Below are 20025 nucleotides of genomic sequence, written 5' to 3'. Positions count from 1 at the left end.
CGCCGGGCTTTTTTCATGCAGCGGAGATGGGTCTGCGCTAAGGTGATTTGATGAGCCGCCGGGCCGTTCCCAAGGCGAATACCGTAGCGCGTAGCGCGGAGGTTTTTTAATGAGCACCACAGACTTCCTGATCCGCAAGGACGATCTCTCCACCACCCGCGTGCGCGCCGCCGACGATGCGCCCCTGGCCGACGGGCAGGTCCGTTTGCGCATCGACAGCTTCGCCCTCACGTCCAACAACATCACCTACGCCGCCTTCGGCGAGTCGATGAGCTACTGGCAGTTCTTCCCGACCGGCGAGGAAGGCTGGGGTTCGATCCCGGTCTGGGGCTTCGGCTCGGTGGTGCAGTCGCTGCATCCGGGCGTCGCGGCGGGCGAGCGCCTCTACGGCTACGTGCCGATGGCCTCGAGCGTGGTGCTGGCGCCCGAGCGGCTGTCGGCCGCGCGCTTCACCGACGGCGCGCCGCACCGCGCGGCGCTGCCCGCCGTCTACAACCAGTACTTCCGCACCGCGAGCGATCCGCTCTACAGCGCCGACACCGAAGACCTGCAGGCCCTGCTGCGGCCGCTCTTCATCACCTCCTGGCTGATCGACGACTTCTTCGACGACAACGATTTCTTCGGCGCCAGGCCCGGCATCGCGCTGCTGTCGAGCGCATCGAGCAAGACGGCCTACGGCACCGCCTTCCAGATGCACCAGCGGCCCGGCATCGAGGTGGTCGGCCTCACCTCCTCTGCCAACAAGGCCTTCTGCGAAAACCTGGGCTGCTACCACCGCGTGCTGGCCTACGAGGAACTCGACCAGGTGGCGGCCGACGCGCCCTGCGTCTACATCGACTTCGCGGGCAATGGCGAGCTGCGGCGCGCGGTCCACACGCGCTTTTCGCAGCTGCGGCACGACTGCGTCATCGGCGGCACGCACGTCGAACAGCTCGCGCCGAGCGGCACCGCCAAGGAGCTTCCGGGGCCGCGTGCCGCCTTCTTCTTCGCGCCGGCCCAGATCAAGAAGCGCACCGAGGAATGGGGCGGCGACGAATTCGGCCGGCGCATGGTGCAGGCCTGGCAGGGCTTCATCGCGAAGGTGGCGCAGTCCGCTGCGCCGTGGCTCGTGGTCGAGCGCCACGACGGCCCTGCGGCGGTGCAGGCCGCCTATGCGCAGGTGCTGTCGGGACGCGGCGATCCGCGCAGCGGGCACATCTTGTCGCTTTCCAGGGCTTCGAGGTAGCGACAATGGCCGGATGAGCTCATCCGCCGAGAAAACCAGCGCCCATCCCTACGAAAGCCTCACGCCCGACGTGGTGCTGGACGCGCTGGCCGGGCTCGACCTGCACGGCGATGGCCGGCTCATGGCGCTCAACTCCTACGAGAACCGCGTCTACCAGGTGTACCTGGAGGACCGCAGCGCCGTAGTGGTCAAGTTCTACCGGCCCGGCCGCTGGAGCGATGCGCAGATCGCGGAGGAGCACGCCTTCTCCACCGAGCTCACGGCCGCCGAAGTGCCGGCCGTCGCGCCGCTGGCGCTTTCGGGCGCCACGCTGCACCACCACGGCGGCTTCGCCTTCAGCGTGAGCCCCTACCGCGGCGGGCGCGGGCCCGAGCTCGACGACTTCGAAGTGCTCGAATGGGTGGGCCGCTTCCTCGCGCGCATCCACACCGTGGGCGCGGCGCGAACCTTCGAAGTGCGGCCGTCGCTGGATTTGCAGAGCTTCGGCATCGCCTCGCGCGACTGGCTGCTCGGCCACGACATGATCCCGCTCGACGTGCAGCGCGACTGGGAGAAGGCCTGCAACGCCGCCTTCGAGATGATCGAGGGCACGGCGCTCGGCACGGCCGCCGATGCGGACCCGAAGAAGCTGCGGCTGCACGGCGACGTGCACCCCGGCAACATCCTCTGGACTCCCACCGATCGCCCGGACGGCGGCCCGCATTTCGTCGACCTCGACGACGCGCGCACCGGCTTCGCGGTGCAGGACCTGTGGATGCTGCTGTCCGGCGATCGCCCGCAGCGCACCGCGCAGCTGAGCGGCCTGCTCGAGGGCTACGAGCAGTTTCGCGAATTCGACCGCCGCGAGCTGGCGCTGATCGAACCGCTGCGCACGCTGCGCCAGATCCACTACAGCGCCTGGCTCGCACGGCGCTGGCGCGACCCGATCTTCCCGATCAACTTTCCCTGGTTCGGCTCCAGCGACTACTGGAAGGAGCAGATCAACATGTTGCACGACCAGTGCGAAGCGATGGCGGAGGAGCCGCTGTACGCCTGAGGCTTCCGCCGACGCCGCTCAGTCCAGAAAGATCTTCAGGTCGCGGATCAGCTTGTGCCAGCGCGTCGACTCGCTCGCGATCAGCGCAGCGAACTCCGCCGAGCTGCTTCCCACGGGCTCGACGCCGAAATCCATGAGCTTCTTGTTGACCGCCGGATTGCGGATCGCCGCGGCCACCGATTTCTGAAGGCTCGCGATCACCTCCGCCGGCGTGGCCGCCGGCGCCACCAGGCCGACCAGCGCGGCGGCCTCGACGTTGGGGATGCCGAGCTCGGCAAAGGTCGGCACGTCGGGCAGTTGCGGCAGGCGCTTCGCATTCGCCACCGCCAGCGCGCGCACCTTGCCGCCCTTGATGAAGGCGTTGCCGGCGGCGACGTCGGTCATCATCGCCGCGAGCTGGCCGCCGGCCACGTCGGCCAGGGCCGGGGCGGCGCCGCGGTACGGGATGTGCACCATGTGCAGGCCGGCCTGCTGCTTGAGCAGTTCCATCGCCAGGTGGTGCGGACTGCCCGCGCCGGCCGAGGCGAAGCTGATCTTGCCGGGCTGCGCCTTGGCCTGCGCGATGAAATCCTTGGCGTCCTTCGCGTTGCTCGCGGGCCCCACGATCAGCACCATCGGGAAGCGGCCCATCAGCGTGACCGGCGCCAGGTCGCGCGTCGGGTTGTAGCTGAGGTTGCGATACAGCACCGGGTTGAAGACCAGCGTGCCGTTGTCGGCCGAGAGCACGGTGTAGCCGTCGGGCGCCGCGCGCGCGGTTTCCGCGGCAGCGATGGCCGTGTTGCCGCCTGCCTTGTTGTCGATCAGCACCGGCTGCGCGACGTCGATCGCGAGCTGGTTGCCGATGGTGCGCGCCAGGAAGTCGGAGCCGCCGCCGGCCGGGTAGGGCACGATCCAGCGGATCGGCTTGGCGGGGTAGGCGGCCTGCGCCTGCACGGCGGACGCGCCGGCCAGCGCCGCCAGGCCCGCGATCAGCATGGCCAGCAGTTTCTTCATCGTCGTCTCCTTGTCGTGGTGTCGAGGGGATTCAAGACTCGATCGGCAGCCCCAGGCTCAAGGGCACGTGCAGGTAGCCGCGAAAGCGCGCCCGGCCGCCACGAACCACCGGCCCAGAGAGCCGATAGTCGGGAAAGCGCGCGAGGAAGGCGGCGATCGCGATGCGCCCCTCGAGCCGCGCGAGGTTCATGCCCACGCACTGGTGCGTGCCCGAGCCGAAAGCCAGGTGCCGGTTGGGCGAACGCGTGATGTCGAGCCGGTCCGGCGCGTCGAACACCGCCGGATCGCGGTTCGCCGCGCCGATGCACAGCGTGATCAGCGTGCCGGGCGGCACCTCGACGCCGCCGACGTTGGCAGCGGCGGTGGTGATGCGGTTGCCCAGCTGGTTGGAGCTCTCGAAGCGCAGGAACTCCTCGATCGCGGTCTTGATGAGCGACGGGTCGTCCAGCAGGCGCTGCTTCTCTTCGGGCCATTCGAGCAGCGCGACCAGGCCGTTGCCGATCAGGTTGGTGGTGGTCTCGTGGCCCGCGTTGAGGATGAAGATGCAGTTCTGGTAGAGCTCGTTCTCGCTCAGCTTGTCCCCGCCGTCCTCTTCGCCCTGGATCAGCCGCGTGAGCACGTCGTGCGCGGGATCGCCGGGATGGCGCCGCCGCTCGGCCACCAGCGTGCGCAGGTAGGCCACCATTTCCGTCACGGCGCGGTTGCCGGCTTCCATCTGCGCCTCGGTCAGCCGCGGTTCCAGCGCGCCGAGGATCGCGAGCGACCAGTTGCGCAGCGGCTCGCGCTCATCGCGCGGCACGCCCAGCAGGTTGCCGATGATCTCGACGGGAATCGCGGCGGCGAAGTCCTCGATCAGGTCGACCTCGCCCCCGGCGCGCTGGCGCTCTTCCATGCGGTCGAGCAGGCCGTTGACCAGGTGCACGAGCCCGTCCTCCAGCGACTCGATGGCCTTGGGCGTCAAGGCACCGGCGATCAGCCGCCGCACGCGCGTGTGCAGCGGCGGATCGTTGAAGACCAGGCTGGTCGTGTGATGCGCGTAGAGCGGGCTGCCGATGCCGTACTTCGGCGCGTATTCGGCATGCTTGTCGGAGCTGAAGGTGTGCGTGTCCTTGTAGACGGCCACGCAGTCGGCATGCCGCGTGAGCAGCAGCGAACCGTCGGGCATGCGCCGCACCGGTGTCGCCTCGCGCAGCGCGGCGTACCAGGGATAGGGGTTCTCGTAGAAGTCCGGGCCGAGGCTGCGCAAGTCGAAGCCCGACAGGTCGGGTGCTTGCGAAGACTCGGCCGGGTCCATCAGCGACCGCCCGGCCGCCCGAAGGGCGCTGAGCGCCCCCTCGGGGGGCAGCGAACGAAGTGAGCGTGGGGGCTCATGAGACTACACCAGCAGAGCGTTGACGCGCCGCACGTAGGCGGCGGGGTCGGCCGGCAGCCCGCCCTCGGCCAGCAGCGCCTGATCGAACAGGATGTTCGCCAGATCCTCGAAGTGCTCGGAGCCGTCGAGCTTCTTGACCAGCGGGTGCTCGGCATTCACTTCCAGCACCGGCTTGAGTTCCGGCGCCGGCTGGCCGGCCTGCTTGAGCATGCGGGCGAGCTGGGTGCTCATGCCGCCGTCCTGCACCACCAGGCAGGCAGGCGAATCGACCAGGCGCGTGGTCACGCGCACGTCCTCGGCCTTGTCCTTGAGGGCCTCCTTGAGCCGCTCCAACATCGGCTTGAAGGATTCGGCCGCCTCTTCCGCGGCCTTCTTCTCGGCCTCGTCCTGCAGCTTGCCGAGATCCACCGCGCCCTTGGCCACGCTCTGCAGCGGCGTGCCGTCGAACTCGGTCAGGTAGTTGAGCGCCCACTCGTCGACGCGGTCGGTCATCAAGAGCACCTCGATGCCCTTCTTCCTGAAGATCTCGAGCTGCGGGCTGTTCTTGGCAGCGGGCAGGGTGTCGGCCGTGATGTAGTAGATCGCTTCCTGGCCTTCCTTCATGCGCGACTTGTAGTCGGCGAAGCTCACGCTCACGGTGTCGCTGGTGCTGGAGGCGAAGCGCAGCAGCTTGGCGATGCGCTCGCGGTTGGCGAAGTCCTCGCCCAGGCCTTCCTTGAGCACGGCGCCGAACTCGGCATAGAACTTCGCGTACTTGTGCGACTCGTCGCTGTACTCGGCCGCGGCTTCGGCGGCCAGCGTGGTGTCGGCAGCCTTCTTGTCCACCGCATCCGTCACGCCTTCGCCGGGCTCGGGCGCCGGCACCGATTCGCCGGAGCCGACATCGAGCTTGCCCTCGTTGCTCTGGCCGGCCGCCTTCTGCTTCTTCGCCAGCTCTTCCAGCATGCCGAGCACCCGCTTGGTGCTGCCGTCGCGGATCGCCTTCACGTCGCGGCTTTCCTGCAGCAGCTCGCGGCTCACGTTGAGCGGCAGGTCGGCCGAATCGATCACGCCCCTGACGAAGCGCAGGTAGGTCGGCAGCAGCGCTTCGGCGTCGTCCATGATGAAGACGCGCTTGACGTAGAGCTTGACGCCCGCGCTCTTCTCGCGGTTCCACAGGTCCATCGGCGCCTTGGACGGGATGTAGAGCAGCTGCGTGTACTCGGTCGTGCCCTCGACGCGGTTGTGGCTCCAGGCCAGCGGCGGCTCGAAGTCGTGGCTGATGTTCTTGTAGAACTCGACGTACTGCTCTTCGCCGATGTCCTTCTTCGGCCGGCTCCACAGCGCATTGGCCTGGTTGACCGGCTCCCACTCGCCGGTCTTGACCATCTGGCCGCCCTTGCTGGCACCGGAGGGGCCTCCTTCAATGGCTTCGCCTTCCTTCCACTCTTCCCGCTCCATCAGGATGGGCAGGGAGATGTGGTCGGAGTACTTGGAGATGATGGACTTGAGCTTCCACAGGTTCAGGTATTCCTCGGCATCCTCGCGCAGGTGCAGGGTCACGCTGGTGCCGCGCTGCGGACGCGCGATGGTGTCGACTTCGAAATCGCCGGCGCCGGCGCTGACCCAGCGCACGCCCTCTTCGGCAGGCAGGCCCGCGCGACGCGACTCGACCGTGATCTTGTCGGCCACGATGAAGCCCGAGTAGAAGCCCACGCCGAACTGGCCGATGAGCTGCGCATCGGCCTTCTGGTCGCCCGAGAGCTTGCTCATGAACTCCCGGGTGCCGCTCTTGGCGATGGTGCCCAGGTGATCGATGGCCTCCTGCTGCGAGAGTCCGATGCCGTTGTCGGCAATCGTGATCGTCTTGGCTTGCTGGTCGAAGGAGACGCGCACCTCCAGCGTGGGCTGGTCTTCATAGAGGCCCGGCTGGTCGATGGCCTCGAAACGCAGCTTGTCGCAGGCATCCGACGCGTTCGAGATCAGCTCTCTCAGGAAGATTTCCTTGTTGGAGTAGAGCGAATGCGTGACCAGGTGAAGCAGCTGCGCGACTTCGGCCTGGAACGGGAGTTTGGTCTTGGAAAGGGTCATAGCACGAGAAGAACGGAGAAAAAGACATCGCCAGAGGCGAGCCGACAACTTTACAAGACCCCGCCGCGGCGAGCCATCCGAAAGAAATGCCCGGCTTCGCCGATCGCATGCTGCACGGTGCGTGGCAACGGCGCGACAGATTCCAAAGTACTACTTCGTAACTATTTAACGAAAGTTCTCTTCTCGTTATGAAAGAGAACTAACTGCCGCCTCAACGTGTAGGCCTTCGCCTACATTTCACCCGGCACCAAAACCAACCACTTACACCGCTCATGAAAAAACTGCTTCTGGTCACCGCGCTTGCCGCCATCGCTCCTCTGGCCGCTCACGCCGAATCGAACTTCACCACCGCCGCCGGCGCCCAGAGCGCCGCCGCCAAGCTCGACTTCAGGGTCGTCGTTCCGAAGGTGCTGTTCCTGCAAGTCGGCACCGGGACCAACCTCGCCAACAACGCGACCGTGGACAAGGTCAGCTTCGACGTGCCGGCCGGCGCTATCGGCAACGGCACTGCCGTCGCCGGCACCGGCGGCGACCTGGCCAGCGGCGGTGTCACGGTGCGCGTGCTCGGCAACAGCGGCACCGTCAGCCTGACCAATGCGACCACGGGTCAGCTGAGCAGCGGCGTTGCCGGCAACCCGACCGTGCCGTGGACCGACATCGTCGTGACCGCAGGTGCGCTGGCAACCACCACCAGCGGCTACACCAACGCGGCCATCGCCCACCCGCCCTTCAACAGCGCAGCCGCCGGCGGCGCTTCCGCAGCGGCCACCACCCTGGCAGCCTCGGCCGGCCTCGTGCGCCGCGAAGGCAGCTGGACCTTCGCCTATGCCAACACGGCCACGCTGCCGGCCGGCACCTACGGCGACACCGTGGGCAACAACGGCCGCGTGACCTACACCGCGACCGCTCCCTGATCGCCAGCCCGACTGTCCGGGACGCGCGACTTTCGAGACGCGATGACCGAGGCCAGGGCCTGCCCTGCCTTCGCCGTCCAGGAAACAGCCGTATGGAACTTGCGTCGTCACCACCTTCCCGCACCCGGCGCGCCGCACTGGCGCTCGCCGTGCTGGGCGGCGTCTGGCTGCCCGCGGCACACGGCTTCACGGTCGGCATCACACCGGGCACCCGCGCGCTGTTTCTGCAGGTGGGCGTCGGCACGATGACGGGCGGGACCTTCAACAATCGCGGCACGCCCGGCAACAATACGACCGTCAACACCGTTTCGGTCACCGTTCCCGCAGGTCAGCTGGGCTCGGGCACGGCCCAGGCCATGACGACCGACAGCACCGTCACGAGCAGTCCGTGGGACGGCTTCGCGTTCTGCACCTCGCCGGCCACCACGGGGCAGGTGTATGTGGGCGGGTTCTATCGCGTGCCGGGTACGAGCAACGCCGGTGCGGCGACGCTGTCCGTCACCACGCCGGCAAGCCTGACCGGCGGCGGCAACACCATTCCTTTCAACAGCATCGCGTGGACCTCTTCGGGCAACGGCGACACGGGAACAACGATCCCCAGTGCCGCCTTCACTGGCGGTGCCCAGACCTTGCTGTCGGTCACCCGCAACACCTGGTTCGAGAGCTGCCTGGCCTTTCGCTACCTCAACACCCAGTTGGTGCCCGCCGGCACCTTCACCGGCAGAGCGACCTACACGCTCACTGCGCCATGAAGAGCCGCGTTTCGCTTGTCATCCTGGCCGGCTTGCTGGCCCTGGCCGCGTGGCCGTCGGCCGGCGCCGCGACCTTCAGGGTCGACGACACGGGCACCTACGTGAGCCAGCCGGTCACGCCGATGCGCTGGCGCCAGCTGGCACCCGGCCGCGCGGGCGACCACACGATCGAAGGCCGCGTGGCCGTGGCACTGCGGCTCAACCTGACGCCCTGGCTCCACCGGCCGGCGCGCATCTACATGTCCCTGGCGCCGACCGAAGGCGAGCAACTGGTCGCCGCTTGGCGCACCCAGGGCCGGCTGCTGCCGGGCACGGTCCGCGGCGGCAGCCGCACGCTGGTGTTCGAAGGCGTGGTGCGCGATGCATTCCTGCAGGAGAGCATCGTGCTCGATCTCACGGCCGATGGCCGTAGGGTGGAGCGCGCGCAATCCCTGCAATTCTTTTTCGAGATCGAGGTATCGCCGTGACGCGCCGTGCCGCACTTTCCCGCCGCGGGCACTCCGCGGCCATTCTTCTTGCGACCGGCATCGCCGCGTCGACCATCGGCGCTACAGCGCAGGCGCAGTTTTCCCTTGCCGTGTCGCCGCCGCGCTTCGAGCTGTCGTCGAAGCCCGGCGAACGGGTGCGCGAGGTGATCGAGCTCACGCACCGCGACACGCAGGCCGGCGCGTACAAGCTCAAGACCGCCGACTGGACCTTCAGGCCCGACGCCTCGGTCGACTTCAGCGACGAGCTGCTGCCCGGCAGCTGCCGGCCCTGGGTCGCGATCGAGCGCCGCGACCTCAGCATCACGCCCGGACGCCCCTACCGCTTCCGCTTCGAGGTGACGCCGCCGGCCGACACGCCGCCGATGGAATGCCGCTTCGCGGTGATGATCGAAGGCCAGCAGCCCGCGGCGGCACCGGGCGTTCCGGTTGCACTGGGCGCGCGCATCGGCGTCATCGTCTATGTGGCCGTGGGCGATGTGGCACCGGTGCTGGAACTCGCAGGCAGCTCGGTCCAGATGGTCGATGGCCAGGCCACGCCGATGCTGAAGATCCGCAACACCGGCACCGCGCACGGCCGGCTGGCCGGCTTCCTCGCCGGTACCGACGCGAGCGGCACGGCCCTGGAGCTGCAGGCCAGCACCACCCCCATCATGGCCGGCGAGACGCGTGACATCGCGCTCGTGGCGAACAAGCCCGGCGACACCGAGACGGCTGTCGCCGTGCGCTTCCCGATCACGGTCACCGGCAAGCTGGAGTGGGGCAAAGACGGCTCGCTGCCGATCGATCAGCGCTTCACCCGATGAAACGCTGGCTCCGATGCAGCGCCCTCGGACTGTGCGGCGCGGGCCATGTGCTGGCCGGCGCGCCGGCATGGGCACAGGCCGCGCCCGCCGCCGCGGTGGCGCAGCCCGAGGCGGCCGGCTATGCCGACCGCGTGCTCGACGACAGCCCGCAGGCCGAGCCGGACGGCGAACCGGAGGTCCGCGACACGGGCTGGCCGCGCGGCTGGAGCATCGAGGGCCAAGCGACACAGCAGAGCGGCGTCGTGCGCCAGCGCAGCCAGTCGCTGCTGTTCTCCGGCTACCTGGACACGCCGAACTACGGCACCTTCTCGGCCAACGCCAACCTCAACCGCGACGCTGCGCCGGTGAACGGCTTCGGCCTGGTGGGCAGCGCCGGCACGCCCTACAGCGTGGTGCCCTACAGCTACCGCACCGGCAGCACCTGGCGCATCGACCAGCGCGGCATGCCCTTCGACAGCGGCTGGTTCGGCAACAACAGCGTCGGCAACATCAACATGGCGGCGACGCCGCTGGCGCGCGGCGTCGGTCGCGTCTACCTGCCCAGCCTGCCGATCGAAGGCGTTGCCGCCAGCCTGGAGCAGCCGGGCAGGACCACCTTCAATGCCTCGGCCGGCCGGCTCGGCTACTTCGACGGCCTTTCTTTCCAAGGCTTCTCGGCCGGCCGCGGCACGGCCGCGAGCGTCGGCGCCCAGACCCAGCTGACGGGCGGCGACGGCCCGCTCGCGCCGGGCCGCACCGACGCGGCGGTCCAGTTGATCGAGACGCGCGACTTCAATGCCAACGGCGTGCCCGGCTTCGCCCAGAACACGCGCTCGCTCTGGACCGCCGTGTCCTGGCAGGGCCTGGCGCCCTGGGCCGATTCGCTGGGCAAGGGCTTCGGAGGCGTCGCCGACAAGGTGGGCGGCCTGCGCGTCCAGGCCAACCTGGCGCAGAGCGCCGGCCGGCCTTCGGACGCGTCGTCCCTCGCCGCGCGCGATTCGGCCACCGGCGGCTGGGTCGATGCCGCCTGGCGCACGGAGCTGATGCAGCAGGCCGCATCGGTGTTCTATTTCGAACCCTCGCTGCGCTGGGGCGGCGATGCGCTGCCGAGCGACCTGCGCGGCGCCTCCTGGCGCGGCGACATCTCGACGCGCCAATGGCAGCTCGGCACCCAGATCGAGGTGAGCGACAGCGTGAGCGGCCAGCAGCGTGGCTCCGTGTTCGGCAACCTGTTCGGCCGCTATCGCTTCGACTCGCGCGACGCGCTCTCGGCCACGCTCGCCGCGCGCACCGGCACGTTCGCCGCGCAGTCGGCCCAGCTGACCTGGGAGCACAAGTCCGACTGGGGCTACACGCAATGGCGCACCGACATCGCCCATGGCACCGGCCTGCGCGTGCTGCGCAGCGGCGTCGACCACGCCTGGAGCGTGAGCGAGACGCAGACCTTCTCGACCTCGCTGGCGCTCGAGCAGTCGCGCGAGGCCGGCAGCAGCGCGCGCGCGGTGCACTGGGGCGTGCTCGGCACCACGCCCCTGGTCGCGGGCGCGCGCCTCGACCTGAGCCTGCGCGGCAGCAACGGCATCGGCGGCAACGATTCGCGCTTCCTGAGCGCCAATGCACGCCTATCCTGGCCGCTCGGCCTGGGCTGGTCCTTCATCGCCCAGTACAGCGCGGCGCGAGGGCAGGAGTCGCTCAATCCGGCGGTGGTCTCCGCTCTGACAGCAGCGACCTTGCAGCCGGTGCTCGTCACGCCCTACAGCCGCGCCTTCATGGTGGCGCTGCGCTACGAGAACCGGGCCGGCCTGGCCAGCGCGCCCATCGGCGGCATGCCCGGCACCGGCGCCGGCCGGCTCGAAGGCCATGTGTTCTTCGACCAGGACAACAACGGCCGGCGCGAAGCGAACGAGGGCGGCGTCGCCAGCGTGACGGTGGTGCTCGACCGCCGCTACGTGGCGCGCACGAACGCCCAGGGCTTCTACAGCTTCCCGTCCGTGGCCGCCGGCAGCCACGAGATCGAACTGATCCAGGACAACCTGCCGCTGCCCTGGAGCAGCGCAGGCTCGGCTTCGCGGCGCGTCGACGTGTACGTGCGCGACACCGCCGCGGCCGATTTCCCGATCCAGAAAGAGCGCTGAAGCGCAATCTTTGCCGCGCGGCAGCGCGTTTTCGACGGGTTCTACGACCTCTGTCGATTGCGCTGCACCACGGCAGGGTGTTTACTGTGCGGCAACGGAGCCACGGATCCCGCCGACCCTTCATTTTTCCGTGACTCCGCCGATATCCAAGAGACCGGTCGTCGATGCGACGCCTGCTCGTCCTGTTTTTTCTTGGGTGCCGCCATATGTACGGAAGCGCGTTCTCCACGGGGGTTTGCATGAAAAGCGCCCTCTCCGCCCTGCTGCTGCTGCCGCTGGCCTGCACAGCCGAGACCACGCTCGGCGTGAACAGCGCGACCGGGGGCCTGAACTTCACGGTGATCATTCCGCCCGTGTTCCGCGTGCTGCAGGTGACGCCGGTGACGGACGGGTACGAGTACCGCGTCTGGACCAACAAGCCCAGCGTGATGCTCAACGGCCGCGAATACCGCTTCCACCGCGTCGGCGAGACGACGCTGAAGGTTCCGACGCCGCCGCAGGGCCTGTTGCTGGTGCACGGTCTCTGAGCGACATCGAGCCGACATCCTCCGCACGACATGTATGCGGCGCGGGGACGGCCGACAATCCACCGCCGCACACCGGCGGCGAAGGTCGTTTCGGATACCAAGAAAGAACAACCATGGAACACAGCGTTTCGAAGAAATTGGCGGCCGAGTTCATCGGCACCTTCTGGCTCGTGCTCGGCGGCTGCGGCAGCGCCGTCCTGGCCGCAGCCTTTCCAAGCCTGGGCATTGGCTTTGCGGGCGTGTCGCTCGCGTTCGGGCTCACCGTGCTCACGGGCGCCTATGCGCTCGGCCCGATCTCGGGTGGGCACTTCAATCCGGCGGTCTCGATCGGCCTGGCGCTGGCGGGCCGTTTCAAGGCCAGGCAGCTGCCGGGCTACATCGTCGCCCAGGTGATCGGCGCGATCGCCGCGGCCGGCGTGCTCTACCTGATCGCCACCGGCAAGCCCGGCGCCGAGATCGGCGGCTTCGCCACCAACGGCTATGGCGAGCACTCGCCGGGCCGCTACGGCCTCATGGCGGCGCTGCTTTGCGAAGTGGCGATGACGGCGCTGTTCCTGATCGTCATCCTCGGCGCCACCGCCAGGCATGCGGCGGCCGGATTCGGCGGCCTGGCGATCGGGCTGTGCCTGACGCTCATCCACCTGATCTCGATCCCGGTCACCAACACCTCTGTCAACCCGGCACGCAGCACCGGTCCGGCCGTGTTCGGACCGGACTATGCGCTCCCTGAGCTGTGGCTGTTCTGGGTCGCGCCGATCGCCGGCGCGATCATTGGCGCGCTGCTCTACCGGCTGGTGCTGTCGGACGACTGAGGCCTGGTTCAGCCTCGACAAGAATGGGCGATCGCGCCGCGGTGCGACATGCGCTGCAGCGGATCGATCCTCGAGAACGCTAAGAAGCCGCGCTTAGAACAAGCTGACCTCGCTCGACGAAGGCCTTGAGGGCGTCTTCCCGCAGCACGTCGGCGCGCACGCAGAGCGCCTCGCCGCCGGCCGCGCGAAGGGCAGCCTCGATCTCCGGCCCCGGCGCTGCGCCACGGCCGCAGAAGAGCACGCGGCCGCCTTCGACCGCGAACGCAGCGCCCACGGCGTGGCCGATGCCCGAGGCGCCGCCGTCGGCGACGACGATCAACTTGCCTTCGAAACGGCCCGTTCGGCCGATCGTGCTGCGATCCCAGTTCGCTTGCGACATGGCTTCTCGTCTCCTCAGTCGGCCCGTGCCCGCCAGGCGGTGGTCGCCAACGGCGCCTTCATGTCGATCGCCTGCCCGATCTGAGGCGTCATCAGCTGCACGCCGCGGCCATCGCGGAACTGCGGCGATTCGGGATGGCGGGCCGTGCCGCAGGCGCTCAATCCGAGGGTGGTCATGAAGGCGATCAGGATGAAAGACAGCGCGGCCGGAAACGACCGCGCTCGGTGAACGGGCGCTGTCAATCAGAGCCTGCTGGCGCCGGCCGCGGTGCGCTGATCCATCGGGTTGCGCATCGTCGAGATCACCTTGCTGTTGACGCGCGAGCCGGAGGACACGTTCTGGTCCGGCGCAGAGGCTGCGCGCATCGCTTCCTGCGCCACGGCGCCACGGTCGGCAACCGCCTTGAAGGGTTCCGCGCCGCGCGAACCGCGCACCACGTTCTGGTTGGGTGCGGCGGCGGTGCGAATCGCTTCCGCATCCACGTCGGCGCGGCTCAGGGCGGACACGTGGGCGTGCACACCGTCGTAGCTTTCGGCCTGGGCGGCGACCGAGCCCAGCGCGGCGAGGGCGCTGAAGGCGGTGACGGCGAGGAACTTCAGGGAGGCTGCTGGCATGGTGGTGAACTCCAAAACAGGGGGGTCTCGCGCCGCATGCGACATGCATCACGGCTGACCCGGGGTTCACTCTAGGCAGGCAGATTGAGCCGATCGTTAGCGAAGAATTAGGCGAGGGTTAGGCGAGGCCGGCGGCCCTTCTCTGCAGGCATTCAGCCGATCAAGGCTTCATCGCCGCGTGCGGTTCACGAAGGAACGGCCAGGATTCCGTGGCCGAGAAGCGCTGGACCATCCGTGTCTTGCATGCGCTTTCGCGCTCGGTTTCGAGCGCCGCGATGACGATCCATTTCGCCGGATCCTGCTGAAGATCCTCGGCCAGCGCACCCGCGATCACAGGCGAGAGCCGGCCCCTGCTGCGGGCGGTGCGCAGCGCCTCTTCCGACAGGCCGAGCTTTCGCGCCCAGACACGCAGGTTGTCTTTTTCGAGCGCCATTTTCAAGAGGTCCATCGTCGTGGTTGCCCGAGGAGAGACAACCGGCTGATTGAAGATGCTCATCATGGAGGGCTTTGTAGACATTGGGTTGGCGCTCAGAGGCAATGCGCGCCTGAGTGCGCCAGCGTCCGGCGGCTTGCGAAAAGATCGAGCAGGCTGCGTCCCACCCTTGTGATTTCGTCGACCGTCGCGGGCAACTGCCGATGCGAGGAGTCAAGTCCGCCCGGCACTCGCGCAGCATCGGGAATGGCTGCCTTGATCGAGCCGCCCAGCTTCAGGATCCTCAAGGTTTCGATCTCGGCGTGGTCCACGACATGAACAGGCAGTCGCGCGTTCGCCAGCCGGCGCAGCAGTTCGATAGGTTGCGGATACGACCCGCCTGGCGTTCTGTATGAGTTGTTCATTCGTTGTGTCGAGATTGCGGGCAGCCGGGTTTCGGTGCTGACCGCACTGGACCCGGGCTGCGTATGGAGCGCGAATGTAGTGACGCGGTCCGCGCTCGGCAATCGACTTGACAATGCATGAGAATTGCCGCGCGCCAGATGGGCCTTTCAACGCGAGCTCTCCGCTGTGCATGCGTCTTTCTTGGCGAAATCGCGAGCGAATTGACATTGCTTGACATTCCCTGCGCTGGCCGGCCCAGGGGCGCCCGTACACTTCGTCGCTTCACGAAGCCGGCTGTCGGCGCCGGGCACCCACTGGAAGGTCGAAGAAGAAAATGCGAGTTGCGGCGCTGGACGACGACGTCGATCAGTTGGACCTCGTCAAGTGCACGTTGCAGGCGATCGGGCATGACTGCCATGTGTTCGCCGAAGGCGCTGCGCTACGCCGCGAGCTGCAGCGCGAGACCTTCGATCTTCTCGTCCTGGATTGGCACCTGCCCGACATCACCGGGCCGGAGATCGTTCGCTGGGTTCGCGCCAATCTGCAGGACCGCATTCCCATTCTTTTCGTGACCAACCGCCATGAAGAGCGCGACATCGTCGAGGGACTGGCGGCAGGAGCGGACGACTTCATGGTCAAGCCCATGCGTGTCGGCGAGCTGGCCGCTCGCGTGCGTGCGCTGCTGCGGCGCGCCTACCTGGACGCGCTGCCCGAAGAGCAGGTCTGGGGACGCTACCGCTTCGTGCTTGCCAGCCGCCAACTGGAGATCGACGGCAGGCCTGTTGCGCTGACGCAGAAGGAATTCGACCTCGCCTTGTTCCTGTTTCGCAACTCGGGGCGTCTGATTTCCCGGCAGCACCTGCTGGAGACGATCTGGGGCGCGAGCAATCCGCCGGGAACCGAACTGATGTCGCGCTCCCTTGACACCCACATCTCGCGTGTGCGCAAGGTGCTCGGCCTGCGACCGGAAAGCGGCTACCGCCTGGCCTCGATCTACGGGCAGGGATATCGATTCGAGACGATCGCGAGCGATGAGAGCAGCGCTGTCTGAGCTTGCGGCGGGTGCCGCAAGCCGCCGGGCGGGCGTGCGCTTCGCGCGATGGTCGCTCGGCGTGCACCTGGCGCTGCATGCTGCGCTGGCGCTCGCGCAGGCTCCGACTTCGCCGCAGGATCTCGTGCATGCGGTGCAGCCCGGTGAAACGCTCTTCGGTCTTGCCACGCGATACACGGGCCGCTCCGATCGCTGGCTTCAATTGCGCGACTACAACGGGATTGCGGATCCGCATCGGATCGCACCGGGTACCCGGGTGCGCATCCCCGCCGCGCTGCTGAGCTTCGCCCCGAGCTTTGCGACGGTGAGCCATGTCACGGGCAGCGTTCGCCAGTTTGCTGCGCAGGATGTCCAGCCGCAGCCCTTGCAGCCGGGCGCACTGCTGGCGGAAGGCACGCGCATCGAGGTGGGCGCCGATGGATATGTGCGGCTTCGGATGAGCGACGGCTCGACGGTCCGCATCCCCGCCAATTCCCAGGTCCGCCTGGTCAGCGTGCGACGGCAGGACGCCTCGCAGGCCAGCGACACGCTCATCCAGCTGGAGACCGGCCGCGTGGATGCCTCGGCGCAACCGCAGCGCAACAAGGCGAGCCGCTTCGAGATCCGGACACCGCTGGCGGTGGCCAGCGTGCGCGGCACCGAATTCGGCGTCGCCATCCAGGCCGATGCCGCTGTCACCGGCGAGGTGACGCAGGGCAGCATCGAGCTGAGAGGCCGCCGGCGCCCTCCTGGCGGGCGCGGCATCCGGCAGCATCGGCTTCGCGAGGGACAGGGCGCCCGCGTGAGCAGCGCCGGCGTGATGGGGCCGGTGCGCCCCTTGCCGCAAGCGCCCGACCTGACGGGGCTGCCGGACACGGTGACCGACATCGATTTCGTCCGCCTGCCGCTGCCCGCCGTCGCGGGCATTGCCGCCTACCGCGTCCGGATTTCCACCGACCCGTCGCTGGAGCAGGTCGTGCGCAACGGCGTGTCGGCGGCCGGTGAGCTGCAGTTCGCCGGCCTCGAAGACGGCAGCTACACGGTCGGCGCGCGCGCGATGGACGATTGGGGGCTGTCGAGCCGCGAGAGCACGCGCACGCTGCGGGTCAAGGCGCGTCCGGTGGCCCCGCTCGCCCAGCGCCCCGCGCCCGGAGAAAGAATCGTCGGCAGCGCGGTCGAGTTCGCCTGCGCGCAGCCGGCCGGCGTCCAGCGCTTCAGGCTGCAGATCGCGAGCGACGAGGGCTTCCAGGCGCTTCTGGTGGACGACGCGGCACTCACCGAATGCCGGCGTTCGGCCACGCTGCCGCCGGGTCGCTACTTCTGGCGCGTGGCATCCGTGGGCGCCGCGCCCGATGGCACGCCGGACCAGGGTCCCTTCAGCGGCAGCCGAGCCTTCGAGATGGTCGAGCCGCCTCCGGCCGCACCGCCGCCCAAGGTGAGCAGCGACGACGCAGCGCTGCAGCTGTACTGGTCCGCCCAGCCGGGCTACCGCTATCTCGTGCAGGTCGCGCGCGACGCCGGCTTCGCCGATCTCGTGCATGCCGACACGCGGACCGAGGCCTCCCTGCGTCTGGCGGACCTGCCGCCGGGAAGCTACCACGTGCGGATTCAGGCGATCGCCCCCGACGGCGAGGCCGGCAGTTTTTCCCCGCCGCAGGTCGTGCGGATCGAGGCGGTGCTGCGCGACGCCAGCGGCGCCGCCGTTCGCGATACGGGCGGCAGTCCGGTCCGCCGGCAGTAGCGTCGTGCCGAGCAAGCCCATCGCCGCTGCACGTCTTCGCCTGCCCTCGCGCGGGGTCGAATGGCTCGCGCTCTCGATCATCGCCATCGGCCTGGTGTTCGCATTGGAGCGATCCGGGTGGCTGCGGGGACCGAACCGGCTGCTCCAGGACACGCTGATGTTCATGCAGGAGCGCGCTGTCGATCGCGGCGACGTGATCATCGTCGGCATCGACGACAAGAGCATTGCCGCCCTGGGACGATGGCCGTGGCGGCGCTCCTTCCACGCCGAGCTGATCGACCGCATCGACAAGGACGCGCCGCTGGCGATCGGAATGGACGTGCTCCTGACCGAGGTGGACGAGCGCTTTCCCGGGGACGACGCAGCGCTCGCCGCCGCCATGTCGCGCAGCGGCAAGGTGGTGCTGCCGCTGATGATGCAAAGCCTGAACGGGGCGCCCTTCGTCGTCGAGCCGATCCCCTCGCTGAAGCGCCATGCAAGACGCCTCGCGCACGTGCACATCGCGGTCGACGACGACGGCGTGGCGCGAGGCGTGTACTTGCGCGAGGGCTTCGGCGGGCGCGCCTGGGACCATCTCAGCGTCGCCATGCACACGGCCGGCGCGGCCGGGCCCGAACACGCAGATGTTCCCGCAGAACGCGAGCCCGATGCAAAAACAGGCGGCCCGGACGCCGTCTCCACCTGGCAGCGTTCGCGCAAGATGATCGTGCCCTTCGCCGGACCGCCCGGTCATTTCCCGCAGGTGTCCTACGTCGACGTGCTGGACGGCAGCGTCGCCCCGGGAACGTTCAAGGGCAAGTATGTGCTGATCGGCGCCACCGCCGCCGGAATCGGCGAGGTCTACGCCACGCCCGTCTCGGCGCGGCGCTCGAAGCTGATGTCGGGGGTCGAATTCTCCGCCAACGTGCTCGACAGCCTGGAGAGCCAACGCAGCATCACCCGGCTGCCTGGATGGCTCGACGCAGCCCTCAATGCCATCCCCGCGCTGCTGGCCCTGCTGGGCATGGCCTTCATCGGCCCGCTGCCCGCGCTGCTGTTGACCCTCGGGCTGATGGTGGCGCTGCCTGCGGCGGCGGCCGCTGCTGCGGGCTTCGGCCTGCAGTTCGGTCCGGCATCGGGGATGCTCGCCCTGGGCGCGAGCTATGCCTTGTGGAGCTGGAGGAAGCTCGATGCCGCCACGCGCTACCTCATGGACGAGTTCAGCCGCCTGCACGGCAGCGGCCGCGCGGTGGCCGCGTCCGGCAGCACGGCCGCTTCGGGCGACTTCCTGGGTCGCCGCATCCATGCGCTGCGGCAGGTCGCCGAGCAACTGAGCAACCTGCACCGCTTCGTGAGCGACAGCCTGGAAGCCCTGCCCGACGCGACGCTCGTATGCGACAGGAATGGAACCGTGCTGCTGGCCAACGCCGCTGCGGCGCGGCACTTCGAGGTCGCCTCGGGCGAACTGCTGCAAGGCGCGCAGGCCGCGACCCTGATGAACGACGTGCTGTCGCAGGCGGATCGCCAGCCCATCGTGCTTCCGGCGATCTTTGCCGGCCCGCCCACGGTGGGCAGCACTGCGGCGCACGATGGCCGCGAGCGCGACCTGCTGGTCAAGCGGGCGCCCTCGTTCAGCGGCACCGGCGAGCACCTGGGCTGGATACTTTCGCTCGTCGACGTGACCGAGATCCGCCAGGCGCAGCGCCAGCGCGACCATGCCATGCGCTTCCTCAGCCATGACATGCGCGCGCCGCTGGCCTCCGTTCTCACGCTGCTGAGCCTGCAGCGGCAGAACCCCTCCGCGATGCCGCAGGAGCAGTTCCACGAGCGCATCGAGCGCCATGCGAAGAAGGCCTTGGGCCTGGCCGACGACTTCACGCAGCTGGTGCGTGCCCAGTCGTACAGCTACCACTTCGAACGCTACAACCTGGTGGATGTGCTGCTCGAATGCGTGGACGACGCGTGGGAAGCGACCCGCCGGCACCGGATACGCGTGACGATGGCGCCGTCGCCGGAGGAGGCCTACAGCCTGATCAACCGCGAGCTCGTTGCCCGCGCGATCAACAACCTCCTGGGCAACGCGCTCAAGTTCTCGCCGGCGGGCTCGTCGATCACCTGCGCGGTCGAATCGCTGCCGCGCGCATGGGCCGTGCTGGTGAAGGATGAAGGACCCGGCATCGCCGACGAACTCCGGACCCAGTTGTTCGAGCCGTTCATCCGGGGCCCTGCCACGGCGAACATCGATGGAGCGGGGCTCGGGCTCGCCTTCGTCAAGACCGTGGCTCAACGGCACGGGGGCAAGGTGCTGCTCGAGACGCCGCCGGGGCGAGGCAGTGCGTTTCGGCTGGTCTTGCCGCGC

20 protein-coding genes are annotated in these 20025 nt (G+C 68.6%); 12 read left to right on the top strand and 8 right to left on the bottom strand.

The genetic code is table 11. The features are described 5' to 3' along the window. Positions 1–109: 109 nt before the first annotated feature. Positions 110–1225, top strand: a complete 1116-nt coding sequence (locus tag EJI01_RS10000; RefSeq protein ID WP_126836967.1) for a DUF2855 family protein — start codon at positions 110–112, stop codon at positions 1223–1225. Between the two features lie 13 nt (positions 1226–1238). After that, complete coding sequence (locus EJI01_RS09995) at positions 1239–2261, top strand: serine/threonine protein kinase (protein ID WP_126836966.1); 1023 nt, start codon at positions 1239–1241, stop codon at positions 2259–2261. An 18-nt stretch (positions 2262–2279) separates the two neighbouring features. On the opposite strand, the gene EJI01_RS09990 is transcribed toward EJI01_RS09995, so the two are convergent. The 3 genes from EJI01_RS09990 to htpG form a co-directional block, all read right to left on the bottom strand. Beyond that, positions 2280–3254 carry a Bug family tripartite tricarboxylate transporter substrate binding protein gene (locus EJI01_RS09990; RefSeq protein ID WP_126836965.1) on the bottom strand — a complete coding sequence of 325 codons (975 nt, stop codon included), beginning with the start codon at positions 3252–3254 and terminating at the stop codon, positions 2280–2282. Positions 3255–3285: 31 nt separating this feature from the next. After that, positions 3286–4548 (bottom strand): cytochrome P450, encoded by a 1263-nt coding sequence (locus EJI01_RS09985; protein ID WP_126836964.1) that lies wholly within the window; start codon positions 4546–4548, stop codon positions 3286–3288. Between the two features lie 81 nt (positions 4549–4629). Then, entirely contained in the window at positions 4630–6696 is a 2067-nt protein-coding gene (htpG, locus tag EJI01_RS09980; RefSeq protein WP_126836963.1) for a molecular chaperone HtpG, read from the bottom strand. Positions 6697–6968: 272 nt separating this feature from the next. On the opposite strand from htpG, the gene EJI01_RS09975 reads away from it, so the two are divergent. From EJI01_RS09975 to aqpZ, 7 genes are all read left to right on the top strand, one after another. Beyond that, positions 6969–7610: a hypothetical protein gene (locus tag EJI01_RS09975; RefSeq protein WP_126836962.1), complete on the top strand. Its 642-nt coding sequence runs from the start codon at positions 6969–6971 to the stop codon at positions 7608–7610. 92 nt (positions 7611–7702) lie between these two features. After that, entirely contained in the window at positions 7703–8362 is a 660-nt protein-coding gene (locus EJI01_RS09970; RefSeq protein ID WP_126836961.1) for a hypothetical protein, read from the top strand. Continuing rightward, positions 8359–8829, top strand: coding sequence for a hypothetical protein (locus EJI01_RS09965; protein ID WP_126836960.1), 471 nt, complete (start codon positions 8359–8361; stop codon positions 8827–8829). Before EJI01_RS09970 ends, EJI01_RS09965 begins: the two co-directional genes overlap by 4 nt. Continuing rightward, positions 8826–9653, top strand: a complete 828-nt coding sequence (locus EJI01_RS09960) for a hypothetical protein (RefSeq protein WP_126836959.1) — start codon at positions 8826–8828, stop codon at positions 9651–9653. The genes EJI01_RS09965 and EJI01_RS09960 overlap by 4 nt, the downstream gene beginning before the upstream one ends. Next, positions 9650–11767: an SdrD B-like domain-containing protein gene (locus EJI01_RS09955; RefSeq protein ID WP_126836958.1), complete on the top strand. Its 2118-nt coding sequence runs from the start codon at positions 9650–9652 to the stop codon at positions 11765–11767. The genes EJI01_RS09960 and EJI01_RS09955 overlap by 4 nt, the downstream gene beginning before the upstream one ends. A gap of 239 nt (positions 11768–12006) precedes the next feature. Further along, complete coding sequence (locus EJI01_RS09950; protein WP_126836957.1) at positions 12007–12294, top strand: hypothetical protein; 288 nt, start codon at positions 12007–12009, stop codon at positions 12292–12294. 113 nt (positions 12295–12407) lie between these two features. Continuing rightward, complete coding sequence (aqpZ, locus tag EJI01_RS09945) at positions 12408–13106, top strand: aquaporin Z (RefSeq protein WP_126836956.1); 699 nt, start codon at positions 12408–12410, stop codon at positions 13104–13106. 79 nt (positions 13107–13185) lie between these two features. On the opposite strand, the gene EJI01_RS09940 is transcribed toward aqpZ, so the two are convergent. From EJI01_RS09940 to EJI01_RS09925, 5 genes are all read right to left on the bottom strand, one after another. Beyond that, positions 13186–13485, bottom strand: a complete 300-nt coding sequence (locus tag EJI01_RS09940) for an SDR family NAD(P)-dependent oxidoreductase (protein ID WP_126836955.1) — start codon at positions 13483–13485, stop codon at positions 13186–13188. A gap of 14 nt (positions 13486–13499) precedes the next feature. Beyond that, positions 13500–13661 carry a hypothetical protein gene (locus tag EJI01_RS28740; protein WP_185878886.1) on the bottom strand — a complete coding sequence of 54 codons (162 nt, stop codon included), beginning with the start codon at positions 13659–13661 and terminating at the stop codon, positions 13500–13502. A 66-nt stretch (positions 13662–13727) separates the two neighbouring features. After that, on the bottom strand, positions 13728–14099 hold the full coding sequence (locus EJI01_RS09935) for a DUF4148 domain-containing protein (RefSeq protein ID WP_185878885.1): 372 nt from the start codon (positions 14097–14099) through the stop codon (positions 13728–13730). Between the two features lie 160 nt (positions 14100–14259). Further along, positions 14260–14598 carry a hypothetical protein gene (locus EJI01_RS09930; RefSeq protein ID WP_260602396.1) on the bottom strand — a complete coding sequence of 113 codons (339 nt, stop codon included), beginning with the start codon at positions 14596–14598 and terminating at the stop codon, positions 14260–14262. Positions 14599–14627: 29 nt separating this feature from the next. Continuing rightward, complete coding sequence (locus tag EJI01_RS09925) at positions 14628–14936, bottom strand: hypothetical protein (protein WP_185878884.1); 309 nt, start codon at positions 14934–14936, stop codon at positions 14628–14630. 314 nt (positions 14937–15250) lie between these two features. Between EJI01_RS09925 and EJI01_RS09920 the strand changes: the two genes are divergently transcribed. The 3 genes from EJI01_RS09920 to EJI01_RS09910 form a co-directional block, all read left to right on the top strand. Then, complete coding sequence (locus tag EJI01_RS09920; protein WP_126836953.1) at positions 15251–15967, top strand: response regulator transcription factor; 717 nt, start codon at positions 15251–15253, stop codon at positions 15965–15967. After that, positions 15948–17687 carry a FecR domain-containing protein gene (locus EJI01_RS09915; RefSeq protein WP_126836952.1) on the top strand — a complete coding sequence of 580 codons (1740 nt, stop codon included), beginning with the start codon at positions 15948–15950 and terminating at the stop codon, positions 17685–17687. The genes EJI01_RS09920 and EJI01_RS09915 overlap by 20 nt, the downstream gene beginning before the upstream one ends. 4 nt (positions 17688–17691) lie before the next feature. Continuing rightward, positions 17692–20025, top strand: a 2334-nt coding sequence (locus tag EJI01_RS09910; protein ID WP_185878883.1) for a CHASE2 domain-containing protein, incomplete at its 3' end; no start/stop codon positions are given.

The sequence above is a fragment of the Variovorax sp. MHTC-1 genome (assembly GCF_003984645.1).
Lineage (GTDB): Bacteria > Pseudomonadota > Gammaproteobacteria > Burkholderiales > Burkholderiaceae_C > Variovorax.
This window is presented reverse-complemented; position numbering and strand designations above follow the sequence as displayed.

Bases quoted from the DNA above. Each gene is read 5' to 3' on its own strand.
- EJI01_RS10000 (WP_126836967.1), top strand. From the start codon at position 110: ATGAGCACCACAGACTTCCTGATCCGCAAGGACGATCTCTCCACCACC.
- EJI01_RS09995 (WP_126836966.1), top strand. From the start codon at position 1,239: ATGAGCTCATCCGCCGAGAAAACCAGCGCCCATCCCTACGAAAGCCTC.
- EJI01_RS09990 (WP_126836965.1), bottom strand. From the start codon at position 3,254: ATGAAGAAACTGCTGGCCATGCTGATCGCGGGCCTGGCGGCGCTGGCC.
- EJI01_RS09985 (WP_126836964.1), bottom strand. From the start codon at position 4,548: ATGGACCCGGCCGAGTCTTCGCAAGCACCCGACCTGTCGGGCTTCGAC.
- htpG (WP_126836963.1), bottom strand. From the start codon at position 6,696: ATGACCCTTTCCAAGACCAAACTCCCGTTCCAGGCCGAAGTCGCGCAG.
- EJI01_RS09975 (WP_126836962.1), top strand. From the start codon at position 6,969: ATGAAAAAACTGCTTCTGGTCACCGCGCTTGCCGCCATCGCTCCTCTG.
- EJI01_RS09970 (WP_126836961.1), top strand. From the start codon at position 7,703: ATGGAACTTGCGTCGTCACCACCTTCCCGCACCCGGCGCGCCGCACTG.
- EJI01_RS09965 (WP_126836960.1), top strand. From the start codon at position 8,359: ATGAAGAGCCGCGTTTCGCTTGTCATCCTGGCCGGCTTGCTGGCCCTG.
- EJI01_RS09955 (WP_126836958.1), top strand. From the start codon at position 9,650: ATGAAACGCTGGCTCCGATGCAGCGCCCTCGGACTGTGCGGCGCGGGC.
- EJI01_RS09950 (WP_126836957.1), top strand. From the start codon at position 12,007: ATGAAAAGCGCCCTCTCCGCCCTGCTGCTGCTGCCGCTGGCCTGCACA.
- aqpZ (WP_126836956.1), top strand. From the start codon at position 12,408: ATGGAACACAGCGTTTCGAAGAAATTGGCGGCCGAGTTCATCGGCACC.
- EJI01_RS09940 (WP_126836955.1), bottom strand. From the start codon at position 13,485: ATGTCGCAAGCGAACTGGGATCGCAGCACGATCGGCCGAACGGGCCGT.
- EJI01_RS28740 (WP_185878886.1), bottom strand. From the start codon at position 13,661: ATGACCACCCTCGGATTGAGCGCCTGCGGCACGGCCCGCCATCCCGAA.
- EJI01_RS09935 (WP_185878885.1), bottom strand. From the start codon at position 14,099: ATGCCAGCAGCCTCCCTGAAGTTCCTCGCCGTCACCGCCTTCAGCGCC.
- EJI01_RS09930 (WP_260602396.1), bottom strand. From the start codon at position 14,598: ATGATGAGCATCTTCAATCAGCCGGTTGTCTCTCCTCGGGCAACCACG.
- EJI01_RS09925 (WP_185878884.1), bottom strand. From the start codon at position 14,936: ATGAACAACTCATACAGAACGCCAGGCGGGTCGTATCCGCAACCTATC.
- EJI01_RS09920 (WP_126836953.1), top strand. From the start codon at position 15,251: ATGCGAGTTGCGGCGCTGGACGACGACGTCGATCAGTTGGACCTCGTC.
- EJI01_RS09915 (WP_126836952.1), top strand. From the start codon at position 15,948: ATGAGAGCAGCGCTGTCTGAGCTTGCGGCGGGTGCCGCAAGCCGCCGG.